Consider the following 22,968-nt stretch of genomic DNA (forward strand, 5'->3'; position numbering starts at 1 on the left):
TTCAGCGCCGTCCCGTCGGCGGGCATTGGTGGCCCGGCCTCCTGCTTGGGGGTCCGGGGATCGATCGAGGTCGTGATGGGCCTGGCCCCAGCGGGCCAGATTTGTCGCGGCGTTGGTGTCTCTGTCGGCGGTATGCCCACACCCACAGGTGAACACCCGGTCGGCCAGCGTCATCGCAGTGTCAACGGCCCCGCAGTGGGGGCCCGTCGTCCGCGGTCAAAACCGACATAGCTCAGCTACACCTCAACTACAGTGGGAGTCCTCGCAAAATGGTCGAGGAGGCCCGTTATGCAACGCACTCTTCGTTGCTGGGCCGCCGCCGGTCTGGCCGTCATCGGTGCCGGCCTTCTCGATGTCACACCGATCGCGCAACCCCCGCCCGACGCGCAGCGCCGACCGGTGAAGCTCGCCGACTACGACGAGTTCGACCTGTCCCAGTTGATCTCCACCACCGGGGACAACGTCACCGGGTTGGAGTCGATCCTCGGCACCACCAACTGGCTGACCGACCCGGACATCCCGCAGGGCATCAGTGTGTTTCTCGCCGACCTGGCGACCAGCACCGCGAACCTGGCGACCAACCCGATCGCGCTGCTGACCGAGACTGCGCTGGCAGTGCTCAGCGCCGGCTACGGAGACACGGCGGCCTCCACCGCGGTGACGGCCGTCTCGGACAACATTCACGCGGCGCTGGGCAGCGGTGATTACTCGGCTGCCCTTGACGACGCGGCGAAAGCGCCGACGACGATCCTGTACGCCTTCCTCGACGGCTACCCGCAGGCTGTCGGTCCTGGGCTGCCCGCCGCCCCTGGTCTGCTCACCAACACCGGCGGCCGCGCGATCGAACTCCTGCAGCAGGTGAGCAACACCCTGGCCGACGAGTTCGCCACGCTCGGCGGCGCGAATCTGACGACGACCCCCGACCTGGTCGGCCCGGGCGCTCTGGACGTTGCTATCAGCATCGACACTCCGCTCCACGACCTGCTGCCCGGCACCCTCGACCTGACCGTCCCGGCGGTGACCGGCCCAGCGGTGCCCACCTTCGACGCCGATCTGTCCGGCGACCTGTTGGCGGTTCTCGGCAGCATCGCCCCGGTCCCGGTCTCCGCGGATCTGCCCACACTGCTGACGAACGACCCCACGCTCGACCTCATGCCCCTGGTGAACGGCGTGCTGACCGAGACCGGCCTGCCGGTGTCCGTCGTCGGCGGCGACCTGACCGCCAACCTCACCGGTATCGGAGCCGAGTTGCTGGCGTTGTTGACCGGGCTGGTGCCCTAAGCCTCGATCACCCGCAGACATTCCCGGGCGATGGCCAGCTCTTCGTTCGTCGGGATCACCAGCACAGCGGTTCTCGAGGTCTCGGCGGAAATCCGGCGGACCCCTTCGCCGGGCTGCGTGTTGCGCTGCTCGTCGATCTCGATGCCCAACGCCGTCAGCCCGCTCAGTGCGTCGCGACGCACCGCCGCGACGTTCTCGCCGATGCCCGCGGTGAAGCTCACCACGTCGGTGCGGCCCAGCACCGCCAGGTAAGCACCGACGTATTTGCGCAGCCGGTGGACGAACACGTCATAGGCCAATCGCGCCGCAGCGTCTCCGGTCTCGATGAGCTGCTGCAGACCGCGGAAGTCCAGTTCACCGGCCAGCCCCAGCATCCCCGACCGCTGGTTGAGCATCGAATCGATCTCGTCGACACTCATCTTCGCCACCCGGCACAGATAGCCGATGATGCCCGGGTCGATGTCACCGCTGCGGGTGCCCATCACCAGGCCCTCCAACGGGGTCAGACCCATCGACGTGTCGACGGGACGGCCCGCTGCGATCGCCGACGCTGAGGCGCCGTTACCCAGATGCAGCACAACCTGATTCAGCTCGGTTAGCGGCCGGCCCAAAAACGCCGCGGCCTGCTCGCTGACGTATCGGTGCGAGGTGCCGTGAAATCCGTATCGGCGAATCCGCCATCTCTCGGCCAGCTCACGGTCGATCGCGTAAGTCGCCGCCGCGGCCGGCAGGTCGTGGAAGAAAGCCGTATCGAACACCGCGACATGTGGCACGCCGGGAAGCATCGTGCGCGCCAGCTCGACACCGCGTATCGCCGGCGGGTTGTGCAACGGGGCCAGCGGCCCCAATTCCGCCAGCTTGGCGATCACCGCATCGTCGACCACAGTGGGCCGATAGAAGGTCATGCCGCCGTGCACTATCCGGTGTCCGACCGCTAACAGACCGCATGTCTTCACATCGAAACCAGCCCCGGCCAACCGGCCGAACGCCGAACGTAGCGCCGCGTCGTAGTCGGCAACAGGCGACGACGGCTCGCCGATCTGTTCCACATTGCCACGCGCCAGCGATTTACCCGAGTGAGGTTCGATCAACTGGTATTTCAGCGATGACGAGCCTGCGTTGATCACCAGCACCAGGGGTTCAGCGGCCATCCGCACCCTGCGCCTGGATCACGGTGATGGCAATGGTGTTGACGATGTCTTCGACCAGGGCACCACGCGACAGGTCGTTGACCGGCTTGTTGAGACCTTGTAGCACAGGGCCGATCGCGATCGCGCCCGCGCTGCGTTGCACCGCCTTGTAGGCGTTGTTGCCGGAGTTGAGATCGGGAAAGATCAGCACGGTAGCGCGGCCGGCAACCGGCGAATCGCTCATCTTCGCGGCCGCCACCGACGGCTCCACTGCGGCGTCGTACTGGATAGGTCCCTCCACTAGAAGCTGCGGTGCCCGGCGTCGCACCAATTCCGTGGCAGCCCTTACTTTGTCGACGCCGGCGCCGGCACCGGAGTCGCCGGTCGAATACGACAGCATGGCCACCCTGGGTTCGATGCCGAACTGCGCGGCGGTGCGCGCCGAGCTGATCGCGATGTCGGCGAGCTGCTCGACCGTCGGATCCGGGACGATCGCGCAGTCGCCGTAGGCCAGTACCCGGTCCGGCAGGCACATCAAGAAGATGGACGACACCGTGGAGAAGCCCGGAGCCGTCCCGATGATCTCGAGCGCCGGTCGGACCGTGTGCGCGGTAGTGTGCGTTGCGCCCGACACCATCCCGTCGACATAGTCGTTGTAGACAAGCAGGGTGCCGAAATAGGATACATCGCCGATAAGTTCACGCGCATGCTCGACGGTGACACCTTTGTCCTTGCGTAGTAGCGCGTACTGCCGAGCGAACCGATCACACAGGTCGCTGGTGCGTGGGTCGATTATCGTGGTGTCGGCCAGATCAACGCCGAGTTCCGCAGCACGCGAACGAATCTGATTCTCGTCACCAAGGAGGGTCAACCGGGCCACGCCGCGCCGCAGAACCCGGCCCGCCGACAGCAGGATGCGGTCGTCGGAGCCTTCTGGCAGCACGATGTGCCTGCGGTCTTTTCGTGCTCGTTCCCGCAGTTGGTAGGTGAACATCTGTGGTGTGACCACTTCCGGCACCCGAATCACGAGCTGCGCCAAAAGGTCCGCAACGTCGACGTAGCGGTCCATCAGCGCCAGTGCAGTATCGATCTTGCGCTGCGAGGCCGCGGTGACCCGCCCGCGGGTCGACGCGACCGCACTTGCGGTGTCGTAGGTGCCCAACGTGGTGGCGATGATCGGCAATCGAAGCCGCAGACCCGACAACAGCGCCGAGATCGACGGATGCAGCTGGAAACCGCCGTTGAGGATAATGCACGTCAGCGATGGAAATCCCGCTGCCGCATGGGCACTGGCAACAGCAAGCACCACGTCGGAGCGGTCGCCCGGCGTGACCACCGCACTGCCCTCACGCAGCCGCTCCAGCACGTGGTCGGTGGTCATTCCGGCCACCGTCACCCCCATCGCCTCGCGACCCAGCAGCGCCTCGTCGCCGCTCAGCAGCACCCCGCCCACCGCGGCCTGCAATTCGGCTGCCGTCGGCGCCGTCAGCAGCGGCTCGTCGGGCAAGACGTAGCTGCGCGGTTCGCACCGCCGCAGCGCTTCGGCGACGGCCTCGAGCTGGGACGGCTCACACCGGTTGGCAACCACCGCCGCGGTGTAGGCGTGCTGGGCGGACAACTCGGCAAGACTCAACTGCACGACCTTCACGACGTCATCGGGACTGCGCCCGGAGGCCCGCACCGCCAACAGCACCGGCACTCCGAGGTTGACCGCGATGCGCGCGTTGACTCTCAGCTCGGCCGGGCTGGTGACGTCGGTGTAATCGCTGCCGACGATCACCACCGCATCGCAGGCCTGCGCCACCGCGTGGTAGCGCTCGACGATGTCGGCGATCGCGGTGTCAGGGTCGGCGTGCAACTGCGGGTACGTCACCCCGACGCAACGGTCGTAGGGCAGGCCGGCCGTGGCGTGCGCGAGCAACAGCTCCAGGATGTAGTCGCGGTCCTCACCCAGCCGCGAGATCGGCCGGAAGACGCCCACCTTGGCGACCGTGGCGGCCAGCCGGTGCACAATCCCCAGCGCGATGGTCGACTTGCCGGTGTCGCCTTCGGGCGCGGCGATGTAGAGCCCGGAAGGCTCAGCGACGTCGGGCATGTCGGCTCACCCCAGCCGTCGCAGCCGGGGCGCGAGATCCTTCTCGAACAACTCCAGGAATCGGCGCTGGTCGTGACCGGGCGCATGGAAAACCAGGTGGTTGAAGCCCCATGCGCGGTACTGGCCGACCTTTTCCACCGCCTCGTCGGGATCCGAGGTCACAATCCAGCGCTTGGCGACCTGCTCGATCGGCAATGCGTCGGCCGCTGCTTCCATCTCGATCGGGTCGCCGATGCTGTGCTTCTGTTCGGCGGTCAGCGACAACGGAGCCCAGAACCGGGTGTTCTCCAGGGCCGATTCCGGGTCAGGGTCGTAGGAGATCTTGATCTCGATCATCTTGTCGATCTCGTCGACCGATCTGCCCGCCGCCGCTGCTCCTTCTTCGACCGCCGGAACCAGCTTGTCCCGGTAGAGCTCCGCGCCCTTGCCCGACGTGCAGATGAAACCATCGCCGGTGCGACCGGCATACTTGGCCACCACCGGTCCGGCGGCGGCGATGTAGACCGGCACCCCACCCCGGGGAACGTCGTAGATCGAAGCTCCCCTGACCCGGTAGTACTGGCCGTCGAAGTCGACCCGGTCACCGTTCCACAGCTCACGCATCAGCCGTACCGATTCGCGCAATCGGGCGAAACGCTCCGTGAACTCCGGCCACTGCCCCTGGTAGCCGGTCGCGATCTCGTTGAGCGCCTCGCCGGTGCCCACGCCCAAGAAGACCCGGTCGGGGTACAGGCAGGCCATGGTGGCGAACGCCTGGGCGATGACGGCGGGGTTGTAGCGGAACGTCGGGGTGAGCACCGAGGTGCCCAGCGTGACACGCTTGGTGCGCTCGCCGACCGCCGTCATCCAGGCCAGCGAGAACGGCGCGTGACCGCCCCGGTGTCGCCACGGCTGGAAATGATCGCTGACGGTCGCACTGTCCATGCCGTGCGCCTCGGCGGAGACCGCCAGCTCGACAAGTTCGCGCGGCCCGAATTGTTCCGCCGACGCTTTATACCCCAGTTTCAATTCAGCCACGCTGTTGTTTCTACTCCGGTGGCTTGTCGGCCGGCGACTCGCCGTGCCCGGCTCGGCCGGGCTTGCGATCACCTGGTGGCTAAGCTCGCGGTCATGGCACCGGTGCTCACCCCCGTCACCGATACCGTGCACCTCGTCCAGGGCGAGGCGGTGAACTGGCTGCTGGTCAGCGACGACAGCGGGGTGCTGCTGATCGACTCCGGCTACCCCGGTGACCGCGGCGACGTGCTTTCCTCGCTGCGCCAACTCGGATACGGCCCCGACGACGTGCACGCGATCCTGCTCACCCACGCCCACATCGACCATTTCGGCTCGGCGATCTGGTTCGCCAAAACCCACGGCACCCCGGTGTACTGCCACGCCGACGAAGTCGGCCACGCCAAGCGGGAGTACCTGGAGCAGGTTTCGCCCCTGGATGTCGCGCTGCGGATCTGGCGGCCCCGCTGGGCGGCGTGGGCTGCGCATGTGGTGCGCAAGGGTGGCCTGAGCCGGGACGGCATCCCGTCGGCGCAGCCGTTGACCCCCGACATCGCCGCCCGGTTGCCCGGCCGGCCGATGGCCATCCCCACCCCCGGGCATACCGGGGGGCACTGCTCGTATCTGGTCGACGGCGTGCTGGCCAGCGGAGATGCGCTGGTCACCGGGCACCCGCTGCTGGCGCGCGGCGGCCCGCAGCTGCTGCCGGCGCTGTTCAGCCACAGCCAGGAGGATTGTGTGCGCAGCCTGGCGGCCCTGACGCTGCTCGACACCGAGGTCCTGGCTCCCGGCCACGGCGACCTGTGGCGCGGACCGATTCGGCAAGCCGCCGACCGGGCGACCGCATTGGCGCGCCGCTGACACTGCACGATTTCACCACGCCTTGGCGATGTCGCCGTGCTGGAGTATCCAGGCGTGCATGGCGATCCCGGCGGCAACCGCGACGTTGATACTGCGAGTCGAGCCGAACTGCGCGATCGACACGGTCAGCGCGGCGCCCGCCTGCGCCTCGTCGGTCAGTCCCGGCCCCTCCTGGCCGAACACCATCAGACAGTCCCGCGGCAATCCGGTCGCCTCCAGCCGGGCAGCGCCGGGAACGTTGTCGACGGCGACCACAGTCAGGCCGGCACCTGCCGCGAAGTCGAGCAGGTCGGCGATGCGGTCATGGTGGCGCAGTCGCTGGTAGCGATCGGTGACCATGGCGCCGCGGCGATTCCACCGCCGCCGGCCCACGATGTGCACGGTGTGCACCGCGAACGCGTTGGCGGTGCGCACCACCGCGCCGATGTTGGCGTCGTGGCCGAAGTTCTCGATCGCGACGTGCAGCCGGTGCCGGCGACTGTCGACGTCGGCGATGATCGCCTCCCGGGTCCAGTACCGGTAGGCGTCGACGACGTTGCGGGCGTCGCCGTCGCGCAGCAGCGTCGGGTCGTATCGCGGATCGTCTGGGACGTCGCCCACCCACGGGCCGACGCCGCCCGCCGGTGCGCCCCATTCGGTGGGGCCCAGCTCAGTCATGCAGCCCGAGATCCGACAACCCCAGCACGCTTCGGTAGGGCAGTCCTGCGGCTCGAATGGCTTCGGCAGCGCCGGTGGCGCGGTCGACCACCGTCGCCACGCCGACCACCTCGCCGCCGGCGTCGAGCACGGCCCGCACCGCAGTCAGCGCCGAGGCGCCGGTGGTGCTGGTGTCCTCGACGACCAGCACCCGCCGACCGGTGACCTCGGGTCCCTCGATGCGACGTTGCATGCCATGGGATTTCACCGACTTACGCACCACAAACGCGTCGATGGGACGGCCCGGCGCGTGCATGACCGCGACGGCGACCGGGTCCGCGCCCAGTGTCAGTCCGCCCACCGCTGCGTAGTGCCAATCGGCGGTGAGTTCGCGCATCAGCCGCCCGATCAGCGGGGCCGCCCGATGGTGCAGCGTCGCGCGACGCAGGTCGACGTAGTAGTCGGCTTGTCGGCCCGACGACAGGGTGACCCGGCCGTGCACCACCGAGAGCCGGCGCACCAGCTCAGCCAGCTCGGCGCGCTCAAGTCCGGCCACGGCCACGACCGAATCGGTTGGTGGCGACGCGCCCCAGGCTTCGCGGCAGCATCCGCACGAGGCCGACAAGAATCTTGTACTGCACACCGGGGACGCTGATCACCTTGCCGCGCGCGATGTCCGCGAGGCTCTCCCGGACCACCTCGTCGACCTCCAGCCACAGGAACGACGGCAGCGACGCCATGTCGATCCCGGCCCGGCGATGAAACTCGGTGTGCACAAAACCGGGACACACCGCGTGCACCCCGACGCCGGTACCGGACAGCCCGCCGGCCAGGCCTTCGGTGAACGACACCACCCACGCCTTGGACGCCGAGTACGTCGATCCCCGGCCGGAGAGCAGACCGGCGACGCTGGCGACGTTGACGATGGTGCCGGCACCGGCGTCGAGCATCGGCGGCAGCGCGGCGCGGCTCAGCTGCATCACCGCGGTCACGTTGACGTCGAGCTGGGCTTGCAGCAGCGCGGGATCGGCGGTCCAGAACTCGCCCGCAGTGCCGAAGCCGGCGTTGTTGACCAAGACGTCGACCCCGGCGGCCAGCCGCTGGGCGACTTTGCTGCGGTCGTCTGATCGGGCCAGGTCGGCGGGCAGCACCTCGACGGTGCGGTCGGCCTCGTCACGCAGCTCGGCCGCCAGTTGCGTGAGCCGGCCGACATCGCGGGAGACCAGCACCAGGTCGTAGCCATCGGCGGCGTAGCGACGGGCGTAGCCGGCACCGATTCCCGACGTGGGCCCGGTGATCAAGGCGACGGGACGCGGCATGACCGACAGCGTAGCTGTCGACCGTCACCGCTGGTGATAGGCGGCCTGGTGGCCGTTGCCGCCCGACGGCGGTCGCTGGACCGCGGTGTCGGGGCGGTGCTCCGCGCGGGCAGGTTGGGTCGGGGCCGGCCGGGCCTGCTCCAATCCCGCCGCGGCGTCGGCGCTGCGGGGCGGCAGGTCTGCGCGGCCTGCCGGCTCCAGCGGACGACTCGGCGCGGCGTGCCGGCGCTGAGCCGACCGTCCCTGGCCGGCCGGCTGCGGCACCGGCGGCAGCACCCGCAGCAGATCGTTGAATTGCCGCACCGTGCGCAGGCCCTCGTCCCACTGAGCGCGAGTCGAGGTGATCGGCATGCTGACCAGCGTCCAGTTCTCCTCGTTCCACATGATCTCCGCGCAGTCCGGCGCGGTGTGCGCGAAGGTGACCATGCGCCGGTCGCAGGCCCGCCGGGCCGCATCCAGGTTGGTGGAATACACCATCCGCGGGCCGATCGCACCCAGCAACCAGATGTCGTTCTCCCGAGGTTCTTTCAAGCCCTTGAGCCGCATATCGACCACGACGTTGGTGCCCACCTTGCGGTGCAGTGCGATGACCGTGGCGACCTCGTCGAGGTCGAAGACGTAGACTGCCTCGCCGCGGATCTGACCCAACACCACGTTGCGCGCCGGGATATCGCCGACGGTCGAGATCACCCCGCGCTGCCAACGCTTGAGGATTTCGGCGTTTTCCGGTTCGTAGTCGAACCCGTGCGAGCGCGCCCACGACTTGCGGCGACGGCCCCGGCCGCGACGTCGATCGATGTCGACGTACAGCAGCACCGCCGCGCCGACGAAGCACAGCGCGGACAGCGTAAACCAGAGCGGGACCATTGCTTACAGCCTAACCGCTATCGGCTGGTCGCCGGGAATGCGACCAGGTCACAACCGCGCATCAGCCTCGTGACAATCGTGCGGCCATGTCAAGTCGCCGGGAACTCAGCCCAGGACCAGCGACTCGCCGTCGGGGCTGACGTCGACCGACACGGTGTCGCCGTCGTGGACCTGACCGGCCAGCAACATCTTGGCCAACTGGTCGCCGATGGCCTGCTGCACCAACCGCCGCAGCGGACGCGCTCCGTAGACCGGGTCGAATCCGCGCTGCGCCAGCCACTGCTTGGCCGGTAGCGACACGTCGAGCTGCAGCCGGCGCTGCGCCAGCCGTTTACCCAGCTGGGCCAGCTGAATGTCGACGATCTGCACCAATTCCTCGGGCTTGAGCGCATCGAAGATCAGCACGTCGTCGAGCCGGTTGATGAACTCCGGCTTGAACGTGGCCCGCACCGCCGCCATGACCTGCTCCTCGGTGCCGCCCGACCCGAGGTTGGAGGTCAGGATCAAGATGGTGTTGCGGAAGTCGACCGTGCGGCCCTGCCCGTCGGTGAGCCGACCCTCGTCGAGGACCTGCAACAGCACGTCGAACACGTCCTGGTGAGCCTTTTCGATCTCGTCGAACAGCACCACGGTGTAGGGCCGGCGACGCACCGCCTCGGTGAGTTGGCCGCCGGACTCGTAGCCGACGTAGCCGGGCGGCGCACCGATCAGCCGGGCCACCGAGTGCCGCTCGCCGTACTCGCTCATGTCGATGCGCACCATCGCCCGCTCGTCGTCGAACAGGAATTCGGCCAGCGCCTTGGCCAGCTCGGTCTTGCCGACACCGGTCGGGCCGAGGAACATGAACGCCCCGGTCGGGCGGTTCGGGTCGGCGACCCCGGCCCGGCTGCGGCGCACCGCATCGGAAACGGCTCGGACCGCCTTCTTCTGGCCGACGACCCGCTTGCCCAGTTCGTCTTCCATCCGCAGCAGTTTGGCGGTCTCGCCTTCCAGCAGCCGCCCGGCCGGGATGCCGGTCCACGCCGACACGACCTCGGCGATGTCGTCGGGGCCGACCTCTTCCTTGAGCATCATCGCCTCGCGGGCCTGCGCCTGCGGCAGCGCGGCCTCAAGCTTCTTCTCCAATTCGGGGATGCGGCCGTAGCGCAGCTCGGCGGCCTTGGCCAGGTCGCCGTCGCGCTCGGCGCGCTCGGACTCCCCGCGCAGCGTCTCGAGCTGTTCTTTGAGTTGGCGCACGGTGTCGATGGCGTTCTTCTCGTTCTGCCAGCGGGTGGTGAGTTCGGCCAGCTTCTCCTTCTGGTCGGCCAGCTCGGCGCGCAGCTTCGCCAGCCGCTCCGCCGACGCCTCGTCCTCCTCTTTGGCCAGCGCCATCTCTTCGATCTCCAGTCGGCGCACCAGGCGCTCGACCTCGTCGATTTCGACGGGACGGGAGTCGATTTCCATGCGTAACCGGGACGCCGCCTCGTCGACCAAGTCGATCGCCTTGTCCGGCAGGAACCGGGCGGTGATGTAGCGGTCGCTCAGCGTGGCGGCGGCAACCAGCGCGGAATCGGTGATGCGTACCCCGTGGTGCACCTCGTAGCGGTCTTTCAGGCCGCGCAGGATGCCGATGGTGTCCTCGACCGACGGCTCGCCGACGTACACCTGCTGGAACCGACGCTCCAGCGCGGCGTCTTTTTCGATGTACTTGCGGTACTCGTCGAGGGTGGTGGCGCCGACCAGGCGCAGCTCCCCGCGGGCCAGCATCGGCTTGATCATATTGCCGGCGTCCATCGACCCTTCGCCGGTCGCGCCGGCGCCGACGATGGTGTGCAGCTCGTCGATGAACGTGATGATCTGCCCCGCGGAGTTCTTGATGTCCTCGAGCACCGCCTTGAGCCGCTCCTCGAACTCGCCACGGTACTTCGAGCCGGCCACCATCGAGCCGAGATCCAGGGCGATGATGGTCTTGTCGCGCAGGCTTTCGGGCACGTCGCCGGCGACGATGCGCTGGGCCAGGCCCTCCACGATCGCGGTCTTGCCGACGCCGGGCTCACCGATGAGCACCGGGTTGTTCTTGGTGCGCCGGGAGAGCACCTGCACGACCCGGCGGATCTCGGTGTCGCGGCCGATGACCGGGTCCAGCTTGCCCTCCCGGGCGGCCGCGGTCAGGTCGGTGGAGTACTTCTCCAGCGCCTGGTAGGTGGCCTCGGGCTCGGGGCTGGTCACTCGCGCGCTGCCGCGCACCTTGACGAACGCCTCCCGCAAGGCTTGCGGCGAGGCGCCGTGGCCCGTCAGCAGCTTGGCGACGTCGGAGTCGCCGGTGGCCAGCCCGACCATCAGGTGCTCGGTGGAGACGTACTCGTCGTCCAACTCGGTGGCCAGGTGCTGCGCGGTGGTGATCGCGGCCAGCGATTCCCGGGACAGCTGGGGCTGCGAGCTGGCGCCGGTGATCTGCGGCAACCGATCCAGCAGGCGCTGGGCTTCAGCACGGATGGTGGCAGGCTCGACGCCGACGGCCTCCAGCAGCGGCGCGGCGATCCCGTCGTTCTGCGTCAGCAGCGCCAACAGCAGATGAGCGGGCCGGATCTCGGGATGCCCGGCAGCCGAAGCCGCCTGCAGGGCCGATGTCAGCGCCGCCTGAGTCTTGGTGGTCGGGTTGAAAGAGTCCACGACGATCTCCGTTCAGGTCGGAAGGAGTATCAAAAATGCTTGTCGCGTTGTCCAACGCCGTCAAGGTTGAGTATGTTCCACTCAAGTTTGGCGTACCCGGGGCGCTGCCGATGCACGCGGTCGTCGAAGGCCGGCCGCGACACTGCGCCGCAAACACCAACCGCCCGGCAGCTCGCCCGGATTTCAGGGAATCAGGGCGGTGAAATCCCCGATGGTGTGCACGACCGCATTGCCCACCACAAAGATCTCGGTGGCAAGCAACTGCACCAGTTCGCCGGTGTCCAGCGCTACCGGCAAACCGAGCGCGTCGACGATGTTGCCCTGACCCAGGTACTGCGCGAAGACGCCGGCGTCCAAGAGCGGCAGCTCGGCGATGGTGACCAGGTTGTCGGCCGTCGGCAGCAGCGTCGCGTAGTCGAAGGAAACCGCGCTGGTCACGGCGTTGATGAAGTCGACCAGCGGCGCTGCCGGGCCCGTCGGGACCGGGAGCAGCGGCGCCAAGTCGGCGACCGGTTGGTACTCGCCCTGAAGCACCAGCTCCGCGCCCGGGCCCAGGATCGACGACAGGATCGTGATGTAGTTGACCTGGTTGAGGTGGGTCAGCCCGTCGATGATTTCCGACGGAGCCGCCTCGAGGAACGCCACCAGGTTGCCGGGCACCGCAGGCAGATCGCCAAGGAACGCGCTGAACCCCTGCTCGGCGCCGGTGGCCAGCTCACCGAGCACGGTCAGCGGGTCCACATCCGGGAACACCCCGAGCGGGTAGGGCTCCAACGACGGTGCGACGTAGCCGAGGTTGTTGGCGCCATAGCCCAGGTCGACGAGGACCTTCAGGTCCGGCTGCAGCAGGTCGGCAATCGGCTGCCCGATCACGGCAAGCCCCCGGATGGGATCCAGCAGCGGCAGGTTCTCGGTGGGGATCAGGTAGTAGTTGATGGTGCCGCCGGCCGCGCTGTTCAGCGTGGTCAGGAGAACGTCACCGCTGGGTGCTACCTGGTCTGCCGGGGCTTCGGTCAACGCCGGATAACTGGAGTGCACGTAGAGGAAGCCCGCGGCGGCGTTGAGGTCGGCCAGGACGTTGATCGGATAGGCCGGCGGCTGGGTCACACCGTCGTATTGCAGCGCGTAGATGTCGGTGGTGTAGGGCGTGTCGGGCAGCGACGAGCCCTCGCCGGCGGGATCGCCGATCAGCACGAACTGCACCTGATCCGGCGTTGGCGTCCCGGGCACCTTGTTGGCCAGATCGGTGGCCAGGTTCTCCTGCTCCTCGGTGGCGATGCCGGCGCTTTGGGAGTAGCCGAACACCACGACGTTGTTGCCGTCCGCGACCTGCTGGTCGATATAGGAGTTCATCATGTACAGGCCCTGCTCCTCCGACGGGCCGGCGGGCAGGCTCTTGACACCGGTGAGCGGGTCGGTGGGGTAGAACCCCTCGGGCGTGAACGCGCTCTGGGCGTTTTCGACGGTGAAGTCCCCGAGCCCCGGTGACGGTGTGACGAACAGGTTGGTGACGTTGTCCACGATCTGCTGGGACGGGATCGGCAGCCCGCTGCCGCCGAACACCAAGGTCACGTCGTCGGCGAACGCCGACGCTGCATTGGTCATCGACGTCAAGCCCAGCAAGCCGGCGCCGCCGGCCGCCAACAGGCCAAGGCTGACCAGCCGGACTCGCGGGCTCATCATGGCCCCTCCAAATCTGAGAATTGGTTAAGTGTTTCTTAGCACTTACACGGGTGCTTCGTCAAGCGCTGGGCGGCGACGGATGACACAGCGTCGCACCTAGAATTCTGGCCCGTGGGCCTTACCGACACAGATGCCCTGCGGGTGTTGCACGCCGCCTTCGCGGGCGAGGCCGCGTGCGATGCCGACAGTCTGGTCGGCCGGTTCTACACCCGCTGGTTTTCCCTCGACGTCGCCGTGCGTGACCTGTTTCCACCCGATATGGCCGACCAGCGAGCCGCGTTCGCCCACGCACTGAACTGGGTCTACGGCGAGCTGGTCGCCCAGCGCGCCGAGGCGCCGGTGGCGTTTTTGGCGCAACTTGGCCGTGATCATCGCAAATACGGGGTCGTCGCGGCGCATTACGACACGTTGCGGCAGGCGCTGTATGCGACATTGCGCACTGAGCTGGCCGACATGTGGACCGGCGCCGTCGACGACGCCGCCCGCCAGTCGCTGAACCTGATCACCGGGGTGATGACCGGCGCCGCCGACGCCGACGACGGACCACCCTGGTTCGACGGCACCGTCGTCGAGCACCTGCGGGTGTCGCGGGATGTGGCGGTGGTCCGGCTGGCACTGGACCGACCGCTGCCCTACCAACCGGGCCAGTACGTCAACGTCGCGGTACCGCAATGCCCGCGGCGCTGGCGTTACCTGACGCCGGCCATCCCGCCGGACAATGGCGGTGCCATCGAGTTTCACGTGCGGGCGGTGCCCGGCGGACTGGTCAGCACCGCCATCGTCGCCGAAACCGGTCCCGGCGACCGGTGGCGGCTGTCCGGCCCGCACGGCGGCTTGCGGGTCGACCGCGACGGCGCCGACGTGCTGATGGTGGCCGGCAGCACCGGTCTGGCGCCATTGCGCTCGATCGTCATGGACCTCGCCCGCTTCGGCGAAAACCCGCGGGTGCACCTGTTCTTCGGGGCCCGTTACCCCTGCGAGCTCTATGACCTGCCCACCCTGTGGCGGATCGCCGCGCACAATCCCTGGCTTTCGGTGTGCCCGGTCTCCGAATACGGCGGCGATCCGCCGTGGGCCACCGACTACCCCGACGTCACACCCCCGCGTGGGCTGCATGTGCGCCAGATCGGCCGGTTGCCTGACGTGGTGACCCGGTACGGCGCCTGGGGTGACCGGCAAATCCTGATTTGCGGGGGCCCCGCGATGGTGCGCGCCACCAAGGCCGCGCTGATCGCCAAAGGAGCTCCGCCCGAGCGCATCCAGCACGACCCGCTGTCCCGCTGAGATCGTAGGCTGGCGGCCGTGCACTTCGTCACACTGCGCGACCCGTCGTCGTCGATCCGGGCCCAGTTCGTGCCGGACGCCGGCATGATCGGCTCGTCACTGACCGACTCCGGTGTGCAGCTGCTCGGCCGGCGTCACGGACTGGACGCCTACCTCGCCGACGCGAAGACGATGGGCATCCCGATCTTGTACCCGTGGGCAAACCGACTGGGCGACACTACTTATACGGCGGAAGGAAAGACGGTCACCCTGGCTGTGGGCCGGGGCGGAGTTCGGCCCGACCCTAACGGGCTGCCCATTCACGGTGTGCTGGCCGGGTATCGGCACTGGCGGGTGATCACTGAATCGGCGAACGAGCTGGCCGCCGAAGTGGACTTCGGCGCCGATCCGGAATTGCTGGCCAGCTTTCCGTTTCCTCATGTGCTGGCGCTGAGTGTGCGGCTCGCCGAACGCACGCTGACTGTGCGCGCCACGGTGACCCCCACCGGGAAAACGTCAGTCCCGCTGTGCTTCGGATTTCACCCGTACCTGCAGCTGCCCCACGTGGCGCGAAGCGAGTGGGTTATCGAAACCCCGCCGATGCGGCAGCTGGCTCTCGACGGGCGGGGACTGCCGACCGGCGCGTCGTCGCGCCGGCCGGCAGCCGTTGAGCCGTTGGGGGACAGGGCTTTCGACGACGGATACGACGAAGTCCCCGTCGGCGCGGTGTTCGCGGTATCCGGTGGCGGTCGGCGTATCGAGGTGCACTTCGACCACGGGTATCCGGCGGCGCAGATCTACGCGCCACGGGACGAGGACGTGGTGTGCTTCGAGCCGATGGCCGCGCCGACCGACGCGCTGCGGCGCGGGGGCTACCGAACTGTGCGGCCGGGTGATTCGGCGGTCACGCAGTTTTCGATCCGGGTCAGCTGAGCATCGCAGGACCTAGCGGCGGGGTTGCCAGACCACGACCGCGGTGCTCTTGGGCAGCACCGCGAGATCGCGACGCTGCTTGGCGCGCAACTCCTCGATCTCGGTGGACATCTCCTTCAGCCGGGCCTGCAACGATTCGACCTTTCTGGTCAGCTCGATAATCCGTTTGATTCCGGCCAGGTTGACGCCCTCGTCCTGGGAGAGCCGCTGCACCTCGCGGAGCAGCTCGACGTCGCGCTGCGAATATCGGCGCCCCCCACCGGAACTGCGCCGCGGGGTGACCAACCCCAGCCGGTCGTAGGTGCGCAGAGTCTGCGCATGCATCCCGGCCAGCTCCGCGGCCACCGAGATCATAAACGTGCGCGACTCGTCTTTGTGGGCCATCAGCGGTTACCTGCCCATCCGGCCCGGGGGTCGAATCCACTGGCTCGCTCGGCGGCGGCGTAGGCCTCCAGCGCCTCCTTGGCGGCGCCTTCCAGGTTCGGCGGCACCGCGACTTTCACGGTGACCAGCAGGTCGCCGTGACCGCCGGTGCGCTTGGGCACGCCGCGCCCGCGGACCCGCAGGGTGCGGCCGTCGGCGGTGCCCTTGGGCACCCGGACACCGACCCGGCCGTCCAGCGTCGGCACCGATAGTGTGGTGCCCAACGCCAATTCAGCGAAGCTGACCGGCACCGTGATGGTCAGGTCGTCGCCGTCGCGTCCGAAGACCTTGTCGGGGCGCACATGCACGGTGACGTACAGGTCGCCCGACGGGGCGCCGCGCAGTCCCGCCTCGCCCTGACCGGCCAGCCGGATCCGCTGTCCGTCCTCGACGCCGGGTGGGATCCGCACGTTGATGGTGCGGGTGCGGGTCGTGACACCGGTCCCCTTGCACTGGTCGCAGGGGTACTCGATGATCGAGCCGGTGCCGCGGCAATCCGTACACGGCTCGGAGAAGCCGAAAGCGCCCTGGTTGCGGCTGATCACACCCGACCCGTTACAGGTGGGGCAGACCTTCGGGCTGGTGCCCGGTCGGGCGCCGCTGCCGTGACAGTTGGTGCACGGCGCGGGGCTGGTGAGCCGCAACGGCATCGCCACGCCCTTGGTGGCCTCGATGAAGCTCAGCTCGGCTTCGGTCTCCAGGTCGTTGCCACGCCGCGGCCGGCTCGGACGGGGCGCGGCGCCGCGCCCGAACAAGCCACCGAAGAGGTCGCCGATATTGGCCCCGCCGGTGCGGCCGGCAGCGTCGAAGAGATCGTTGAGATTGAACTCGACGCCGTCACCGCCCATGCCGAAGCCGGTGAACCCGCCGCCGGGAGCGCCGTTGAACCGGCGACCGAACCCGCCGCCGGCGAACAGCCGACGAGTTTCGTCGTACTCTTTGCGCTTGGCCTCGTCCGACAACACACTGTTGGCCTCGGAGATGGCCTTGAACCGCTCCGCAGCGCGCGGGTTGTTCGGATTGCGGTCCGGGTGGAACTCGGCGGCCAGCTTGCGGTAGGCGCGTTTGATCTCGTCCTGGCTGGCGTCGGGGGAGACGCCCAGCTCCTTATAGAAGTCCTTTTCGACCCACTCGCGTTGGGCCATTGCGCGTCACCCCCTCTCACCCTCCTCAAGTGTGCGCTCGCTAATTCTGCATCGGTTTACGATTCTGCGGCCTGCTCACCGGTGTCGGTGTCGTTATCGGCCGGCTCGGTCGCCTCGGCAGCTACCCCGGTATCGACGACGGTCTCGTCGGTAATCGTGTCGACCACGCCGACCAGGGCATGCCGCAGCACCTGATCGCCGAGCTTGTATCCCTGCCGCAACACGTTGCCGACCACCGGCTTGGAGTCCTGAGCCCCGTCGCCCTCGTGCTGAACGGCCTCGTGCAGCGCGGGGTCGAAGTCCTCGCCTTCGGCGCCGAACGCGGTCAGGCCCAGCCCGGTCAGCACGCTCGTCAGCTTGTCGGCGACCGACTTCAGCGGCCCCGACTCCAGATCGCCGTGGCGGCGCGCCCGCTCGAGATCGTCGAGCACGCCCAGCAGTTGGCTGACGACGCCGGCCTTGGCCCGGTCGGCGGCGGCCTGCTGTTCGCGCAGGGCACGCTTGCGGTAGTTGGCGTAGTCGGCTTGTACCCGCTGCAGATCGGCGGTCAACTCGGCGACCTTGTCGGCGGTGGCCTGCGCCGTGGCGTTGGTCTCGCCTTCCGGCCGCGGAGCAGGTGGCGCGCTGGAAGCCATGTGACGCACCTCGCCGGTCTCGGGATCGATCCGCCGCTTATCGGTAACAGTCACCTGCTCGTGTGAGTTGCCTTCCGTCACTTGGCCTCCCGGTCATCATCAACCACCTCCGCGTCCACCACATCCTCGGCGCCGCCCGACCCGTCGCCGGCGGCACCAGCGGCCTGCGTGGCCTGGGTTGCCTCATAGATCGCCTGGCCGAGCGCCTGCGACTCCCGGCCCAGCTTCTCCATCGCGGACTTGATCGCGCCGATGTCGGTGCCGGCCAGCGCCGACTTCGCTTCTGCGACCGCCGCGTCGACCTTGTTCAGCGTGTCCTGGGGGACCTTCGGGCCGCCCTCGGCCTCACGTTGCTCCTTGACGAACTTCTCGGTCTGATAGACCAGCGTCTCGGCCTGGTTGCGGACGTCGGCTTCCTCGCGGCGCTTGCGGTCCTCCTCGGCGTGCGCCTCGGCGTCCTTGATCATCCGCTCGATCTCCTCCTTGGACAGGCCGGAGCCCTCCTGGATCTTGATCGTGTTTTCCTTGCCGGTGCCCTTGTCCTTGGCCGTGACGTGCACGATCCCGTTGGCGTCGATGTCGAAGGTGACCTCGATCTGCGGGACACCGCGCGGCGCCGGCGGAATACCGGTCAGCTCGAAGCTGCCGAGCAGCTTGTTGTGCGCGGCGATCTCGCGCTCGCCCTGGTAGACCTGGATCTGCACCGACGGCTGGTTGTCGTCGGCGGTGGTGAAGGTCTCCGACCGCTTGGTCGGGATCGTCGTGTTGCGCTCGATGAGCTTGGTCATCACGCCGCCCTTGGTCTCGATACCCAGGCTCAGCGGCGTGACGTCGAGCAGCAGAACGTCTTTGACTTCACCCTTGAGCACGCCGGCTTGCAGCGCGGCGCCGACGGCGACCACCTCGTCGGGGTTGACGCCCTTGTTGGGCTCCTTGCCGCCGGTCAGTTCCTTGACCAGGTCGGTCACCGCGGGCATCCGAGTGGACCCGCCCACCAGCACGACATGGTCGATCTGAGCGACCGAGATCCCGGCGTCCTTGATCACCGACTGGAACGGCTGACGGGTGCGGTCCAGCAGGTCCTGGGTGATGCGCTGGAACTCCGCGCGGGTCAGCTGCTCGTCGAGGAACAGCGGGTTCTTGTCGGCGTCGACGGTGATGTAGGGCAGGTTGATCGACGTGCTCTGACTCGAGCTCAGTTCGATCTTGGCCTTCTCGGCGGCCTCCTGCAGCCGCTGCATGGCCATCTTGTCCTTGGTGAGGTCGATGCCGCTGGTCGCCTTGAACTTGTCGACCAGCCAGTTGACGATGCGCTGGTCCCAGTCGTCGCCGCCGAGGTGGTTGTCACCGGAGGTGGCGCGAACTTCCACGACGCCCTCGCCGATTTCCAGCAGCGAGACGTCGAAGGTGCCGCCACCCAGGTCGAACACCAGGATGGTCTGTTCCTTCTCGCCCTTGTCCAGGCCGTAGGCCAGGGCCGCGGCGGTCGGCTCGTTGACGATGCGCAGCACGTTCAGCCCGGCGATCTGGCCGGCTTCCTTGGTCGCCTGACGTTGAGCGTCGTTGAAGTAGGCGGGCACGGTGATCACCGCGTCGCTGATGTCTTCACCCAGGTAGCTTTCGGCGTCGCGCTTCAGCTTCATCAGGATGCGGGCGCTGATCTCCTGCGCGGTGTACTTCTTGCCGTCGATTTCGATCGACCAGTCGGTGCCCATGTGGCGCTTGACCGACCGCACGGTGCGGTCGACGTTGGTCACCGCCTGGTTCTTGGCGGGCTGGCCGACCAGCACCTCGCCGTTGCGCGCGAACGCGACGACCGACGGGGTGGTGCGGGAGCCCTCGGAGTTGGCGATGACGGTGGGGTCACCGCCCTCGAGGACACAGACGACGGAGTTGGTGGTCCCAAGGTCGATACCGACCGCACGAGCCATGGTGAATCCTCCCTAACGTTGGGCTGCGTGGTGCACTATGCTGAGTCAGCTCCGCTCAAGTCTGCCCCTGCCGAGGCCGTGCTGTCAACTCAAGGTTGAGCTTGATCGACTCATGTTCTTGCTCGGGTCAACGGCAGATCTGCGCCATTTGTTCCCAGGTTGTCGGGACCCGCGACCGAAGTCTTTGGTTCAACGTACTGTCCGGCCGACTGACTCGGCGCTGAATTCGGTGCCGTGTTCTTCACTGTTGTCGTCGTTCCGGACATTTTCTTGCCTTGACCCTGCCTAGCGACCGTGACGTTGGCGTCACGCTCGCCGCCCGTCGTGACGTTGGCGTCACGCTCGCGGCATTGGCGACGTCGAGGCGGCCTGACGTGCCGCGTCGGCGGCGTCGCGGAACCGGGTCTTAGATCAGCGACACCGACGCCCGGGTGTTGACAGTAACCGTGGGTACTGGTTACCGTGCTGGGTCCATGAGGGCCGCGTGGACAACAGATATTGTCAATCATCCCGTCGCAGGTCGAAGATGTCATAGGGTCACCGGATGATGTCCGTCGGCGGGGCGGGGGGTGTTGTCCGCCGAATCGGGATGGCGTCGCCGCCGCCGCCGACCCGCGACCGTGACGTCATAAACGTTCATCTGTCCTGACGGGAGATGAAGATGGCCAAGCACCGACCCGCCAGGACACGCCGGCACTTTCCGCGCAAGGCCCGACAAGATCGATCCGACCGCCCCCGTTGGCGACATTCCGTCGATCAGCACCCGGTGACCAGCGACGTCCACGTGCTGCCCTCGGCGTCCTTGCCGCCGGGCATGAGACGGGGGGGTGCAGTATTGGCCATTGCGGCGGCGGCCGCTATCGGCGTTGCCCAGGCCGCGGGGCCAAGCCCGGTGCACCCGCTGTCCACCCCGATAGATCTGCTGTCCGGCCCCAGCGCCACCGGCACCGACGCATTCACCCTCGGCCCGTATACCTTCGACCCCGTCACCTCGTTTCCGACGTGCATTTTCTCGTTGTGCTTCGGCGGCACCGAGGGCTGGAGCTCCTTCCTCACACCGCCGCTCGGTTCTGTTCCGCCGCTGTTCACCGCCAACGGCGCGGTGCTCGACACCACGCTGGCGGGCTTTGTCCCGGTCGAGGATTCGCTCGACACGCAAGACTTCACCGTCTACAACTCGGCCGGCGACTACATGGGTAACGTGACGGGCTACGAGAGCATGATCCAGGTCCTGGGCATGACCAGTTACGAATTCACTATTGATTCGGCGACCGGTGAGGAAGGCTATACACACGCGGACCTGCCGCCGGTTGGAGCGGTATACGACATCTTCCGAGGCCTATCCGTCGGGATAAACGGTGCCGGCATCTACTACAACGTCTACGAAGCCACCCCCAGCGGCGTCAACGACATTTTCGTGTTGCCCAACGGTCAGCAGTTCAGCATCGCGAGCCCGATTCCGTTAGACAAATACGGCGAAGAACTCAACCTGTCGGCGCTGTTGACCCAGAATTTCAGCAGCTCGAGCGTGCCGGCGACCCTGAGCCAAGCCGCGGCCTACGCCAACCTGGTGGCGACATCCGGCGACACCGGGATCAATCCCGATGCTTTCACCATCGACGTCCCCGGCATGGACGCCATTCTCGCTCCCGTCAACGACACCTATTCGACGGCGCCTATCGACGCGATGTTTCCGCCGCTTTTGGCCGCCGCCGGCGCAAACGTGGACCTGTCCGTCTTAGGCATCTCTATCAAAATCCCTCTTATCACCCAGGATTTCACCGTCTACAACAGTGCCGGCACCGATGAGGGCACCATCGATGACACCGTGGTGATGGCCAGAGTATTGGGCCTGACCGACGTGAACAATATCGTCACCTCCACCTGTGGCAATCCCGGCTGTCCGCCCGTGGGAACGGATTTCGCCGTCACCAACCTCGCCCCCTTCAACATCGGCTTCGGCTCCGAAATCTATGTCGCGCCCCCGCCCGGTGACGGGCCCGCCACCCTCACCTTCACCAGCCCGCTGGGCGACACCACCGTGCCGGCCTTTTTCAACGTCAACTCGGGGGGCGTCGCCGAGGTCGACCCGGGGACCGTTTTCGCCGACCTGGTCTCCGAGCAAGCCACCCAGCTCCACGACAACCTCATCCCTCCTCCCACCAGTTCGCTCACCCCGGCGACGACGGCTTTCTCCATCGACGACCAGACCTTCTACCCCGTGACCTCGGCCGGTATCCAGGGCTACAACCCCGACCCGCTGACGCTCGGCGCGCCGCCGCTGCTGGCCGCCTTCGGCGGCGCGGCCACTTTGGATGTCTTCGGACTGACGCCGACATTCGTGCTCGACACCCAAGACATGTACATCTACAGCGGCACCGGTCCCAGCGCCGTCGAACAAGGCGAAATGACCACCAACATGGTCGTTGTGGAGCTGCCGTTCATCCAAAGCGCCTCATTTGAGGTCACCGGCTGCTCCAGCGGGACTTGTCCGGCAGATGACACTTACTTTGCCGTGACGAACCTGCTCGGCGCGGCCTACAACGTCTGGGAAAGCACCCCGAGCGGTTCGATCTATGACGAACTCATCACCGTGCTGGGGCCCATCGCGCTGATCGACTTCCCCGCCGATTCCGGTGTCACCGCTATTGACAAAGCCATCCTCAACCCCGCCGTACCCTTCGATCCCGGCGACATCATCCCGTTCCATTTCGACGTGCCGGCGTTATGAATTCGGACAACCCGGCCTTGGCCGTGCCCGACCCCTCAGCCGGGCCAGCGCGAGCTTGGCCGAGGCCTACGGCGTGGCTGCACTACGACCGCGACTACGACACCCTGGCCGAAAGACAGATCTTCGCATCGCGAGCGTCTGGCTGGCCAGCCATGGCAGCCTGTGACGCCGTCGGCTCGGCGCCTACTGGATTCAAGCGACAGTCGTGGAGTCCGGAAAAGCCGACAGCGTGTGCCCTGACTTGTCGGGCACGGGGCAGCGCGTGACAATCAGGAACGCGCGTCTACGAGAAGGGTCCACGATAAGGGTTGTTGTCATGTGCCGATGGTCGTCGGTGCGACAGCCCGCTCACATGAGAGAGCTTCGGGGACACGTAACGACCACGAAGCA

At 67.4% G+C, this 22,968-nt stretch carries 18 protein-coding genes and 1 pseudogene; 5 read left to right on the top strand and 14 right to left on the bottom strand.

The window, feature by feature from the left end:
- A pseudogene (locus F6Q13_RS20250) lies at positions 1-195 on the bottom strand (zinc ribbon domain-containing protein); the annotation flags it as partial.
- 93 nt (positions 196-288) lie between these two features.
- On the opposite strand from F6Q13_RS20250, the gene F6Q13_RS01460 reads away from it, so the two are divergent.
- Entirely contained in the window at positions 289-1,281 is a 993-nt protein-coding gene (locus F6Q13_RS01460; protein ID WP_293051167.1) for a hypothetical protein, read from the top strand.
- On the opposite strand, the gene F6Q13_RS01465 is transcribed toward F6Q13_RS01460, so the two are convergent.
- The 3 genes from F6Q13_RS01465 to fgd are packed head-to-tail and all read right to left on the bottom strand — an operon-like array spanning position 1,278 to position 5,523.
- Positions 1,278-2,432: an acetate kinase gene (locus F6Q13_RS01465; protein WP_293051170.1), complete on the bottom strand. Its 1,155-nt coding sequence runs from the start codon at positions 2,430-2,432 to the stop codon at positions 1,278-1,280. The genes F6Q13_RS01460 and F6Q13_RS01465 overlap by 4 nt on opposite strands.
- On the bottom strand, positions 2,422-4,506 hold the full coding sequence (gene pta, locus F6Q13_RS01470) for a phosphate acetyltransferase (RefSeq protein WP_293051173.1): 2,085 nt from the start codon (positions 4,504-4,506) through the stop codon (positions 2,422-2,424). The genes F6Q13_RS01465 and pta overlap by 11 nt, the downstream gene beginning before the upstream one ends.
- 6 nt (positions 4,507-4,512) lie before the next feature.
- Complete coding sequence (fgd, locus tag F6Q13_RS01475; protein WP_293051176.1) at positions 4,513-5,523, bottom strand: glucose-6-phosphate dehydrogenase (coenzyme-F420); 1,011 nt, start codon at positions 5,521-5,523, stop codon at positions 4,513-4,515.
- A 93-nt stretch (positions 5,524-5,616) separates the two neighbouring features.
- Here fgd and F6Q13_RS01480 point away from each other — a divergent pair, with 93 nt between their 5' ends.
- The gene (locus F6Q13_RS01480) at positions 5,617-6,360 is read left to right on the top strand and encodes an MBL fold metallo-hydrolase (protein WP_293051251.1); all 744 of its coding nucleotides are present in this window, start codon (positions 5,617-5,619) and stop codon (positions 6,358-6,360) included.
- 12 nt (positions 6,361-6,372) lie between these two features.
- Here F6Q13_RS01480 and F6Q13_RS01485 read toward each other — a convergent pair whose 3' ends face one another.
- The 6 genes from F6Q13_RS01485 to F6Q13_RS01510 form a co-directional block, all read right to left on the bottom strand.
- Complete coding sequence (locus F6Q13_RS01485; protein ID WP_293051179.1) at positions 6,373-7,017, bottom strand: RNA methyltransferase; 645 nt, start codon at positions 7,015-7,017, stop codon at positions 6,373-6,375.
- Positions 7,010-7,552, bottom strand: a complete 543-nt coding sequence (gene pyrE, locus F6Q13_RS01490) for an orotate phosphoribosyltransferase (protein ID WP_293051182.1) — start codon at positions 7,550-7,552, stop codon at positions 7,010-7,012. Before pyrE ends, F6Q13_RS01485 begins: the two co-directional genes overlap by 8 nt.
- Positions 7,539-8,315 (bottom strand): SDR family oxidoreductase, encoded by a 777-nt coding sequence (locus tag F6Q13_RS01495; protein ID WP_293051185.1) that lies wholly within the window; start codon positions 8,313-8,315, stop codon positions 7,539-7,541. The genes pyrE and F6Q13_RS01495 overlap by 14 nt, the downstream gene beginning before the upstream one ends.
- A gap of 24 nt (positions 8,316-8,339) precedes the next feature.
- Positions 8,340-9,182 (bottom strand): trehalose monomycolate transport factor TtfA, encoded by an 843-nt coding sequence (ttfA, locus tag F6Q13_RS01500; RefSeq protein ID WP_293051188.1) that lies wholly within the window; start codon positions 9,180-9,182, stop codon positions 8,340-8,342.
- Positions 9,183-9,287: 105 nt separating this feature from the next.
- Entirely contained in the window at positions 9,288-11,834 is a 2,547-nt protein-coding gene (clpB, locus tag F6Q13_RS01505; protein WP_293051192.1) for an ATP-dependent chaperone ClpB, read from the bottom strand.
- 183 nt (positions 11,835-12,017) lie between these two features.
- Complete coding sequence (locus F6Q13_RS01510; RefSeq protein ID WP_293051195.1) at positions 12,018-13,514, bottom strand: PE-PPE domain-containing protein; 1,497 nt, start codon at positions 13,512-13,514, stop codon at positions 12,018-12,020.
- 114 nt (positions 13,515-13,628) lie between these two features.
- Here F6Q13_RS01510 and F6Q13_RS01515 point away from each other — a divergent pair, with 114 nt between their 5' ends.
- Positions 13,629-14,801, top strand: coding sequence for an FAD-binding oxidoreductase (locus F6Q13_RS01515; RefSeq protein WP_293051198.1), 1,173 nt, complete (start codon positions 13,629-13,631; stop codon positions 14,799-14,801).
- An 18-nt stretch (positions 14,802-14,819) separates the two neighbouring features.
- Entirely contained in the window at positions 14,820-15,713 is an 894-nt protein-coding gene (locus F6Q13_RS01520) for an aldose 1-epimerase (protein ID WP_293051201.1), read from the top strand.
- A 12-nt stretch (positions 15,714-15,725) separates the two neighbouring features.
- Here F6Q13_RS01520 and F6Q13_RS01525 read toward each other — a convergent pair whose 3' ends face one another.
- Genes F6Q13_RS01525 through dnaK form a run of 4 tightly spaced genes read right to left on the bottom strand, consistent with a single transcriptional unit; the run spans position 15,726 to position 19,847 of the window.
- A complete protein-coding gene (locus F6Q13_RS01525; protein ID WP_293051203.1) occupies positions 15,726-16,097 on the bottom strand; it encodes a helix-turn-helix transcriptional regulator in 372 nt (123 codons plus the stop codon).
- Entirely contained in the window at positions 16,097-17,281 is a 1,185-nt protein-coding gene (gene dnaJ, locus F6Q13_RS01530; protein WP_293051206.1) for a molecular chaperone DnaJ, read from the bottom strand. Before dnaJ ends, F6Q13_RS01525 begins: the two co-directional genes overlap by 1 nt.
- Positions 17,282-17,337: 56 nt before the next feature.
- On the bottom strand, positions 17,338-17,997 hold the full coding sequence (grpE, locus tag F6Q13_RS01535) for a nucleotide exchange factor GrpE (protein ID WP_293051210.1): 660 nt from the start codon (positions 17,995-17,997) through the stop codon (positions 17,338-17,340).
- Positions 17,994-19,847 (bottom strand): molecular chaperone DnaK, encoded by a 1,854-nt coding sequence (gene dnaK / locus F6Q13_RS01540; RefSeq protein ID WP_293051213.1) that lies wholly within the window; start codon positions 19,845-19,847, stop codon positions 17,994-17,996. The genes grpE and dnaK overlap by 4 nt, the downstream gene beginning before the upstream one ends.
- Positions 19,848-20,613: 766 nt before the next feature.
- Here dnaK and F6Q13_RS01545 point away from each other — a divergent pair.
- The gene (locus F6Q13_RS01545; protein ID WP_293051216.1) at positions 20,614-22,578 is read left to right on the top strand and encodes a hypothetical protein; all 1,965 of its coding nucleotides are present in this window, start codon (positions 20,614-20,616) and stop codon (positions 22,576-22,578) included.
- Positions 22,579-22,968: the final 390 nt, after the last annotated feature.

The sequence above is a fragment of the Mycobacterium sp. genome (genome assembly GCF_008709575.1).
GTDB lineage: Bacteria > Actinomycetota > Actinomycetes > Mycobacteriales > Mycobacteriaceae > Mycobacterium.

Coding starts and splice junctions, on each gene's coding strand:
- F6Q13_RS01525 (WP_293051203.1), bottom strand. CDS start 16,097: ATGGCCCACAAAGACGAGTCGCGCACGTTTATGATCTCGGTGGCCGCG.
- F6Q13_RS01495 (WP_293051185.1), bottom strand. CDS start 8,315: ATGCCGCGTCCCGTCGCCTTGATCACCGGGCCCACGTCGGGAATCGGT.
- pta (WP_293051173.1), bottom strand. CDS start 4,506: ATGCCCGACGTCGCTGAGCCTTCCGGGCTCTACATCGCCGCGCCCGAA.
- F6Q13_RS01460 (WP_293051167.1), top strand. CDS start 289: ATGCAACGCACTCTTCGTTGCTGGGCCGCCGCCGGTCTGGCCGTCATC.
- ttfA (WP_293051188.1), bottom strand. CDS start 9,182: ATGGTCCCGCTCTGGTTTACGCTGTCCGCGCTGTGCTTCGTCGGCGCG.
- F6Q13_RS01480 (WP_293051251.1), top strand. CDS start 5,617: ATGGCACCGGTGCTCACCCCCGTCACCGATACCGTGCACCTCGTCCAG.
- F6Q13_RS01510 (WP_293051195.1), bottom strand. CDS start 13,514: ATGAGCCCGCGAGTCCGGCTGGTCAGCCTTGGCCTGTTGGCGGCCGGC.
- dnaJ (WP_293051206.1), bottom strand. CDS start 17,281: ATGGCCCAACGCGAGTGGGTCGAAAAGGACTTCTATAAGGAGCTGGGC.
- F6Q13_RS01485 (WP_293051179.1), bottom strand. CDS start 7,017: ATGACTGAGCTGGGCCCCACCGAATGGGGCGCACCGGCGGGCGGCGTC.
- dnaK (WP_293051213.1), bottom strand. CDS start 19,847: ATGGCTCGTGCGGTCGGTATCGACCTTGGGACCACCAACTCCGTCGTC.
- F6Q13_RS01465 (WP_293051170.1), bottom strand. CDS start 2,432: ATGGCCGCTGAACCCCTGGTGCTGGTGATCAACGCAGGCTCGTCATCG.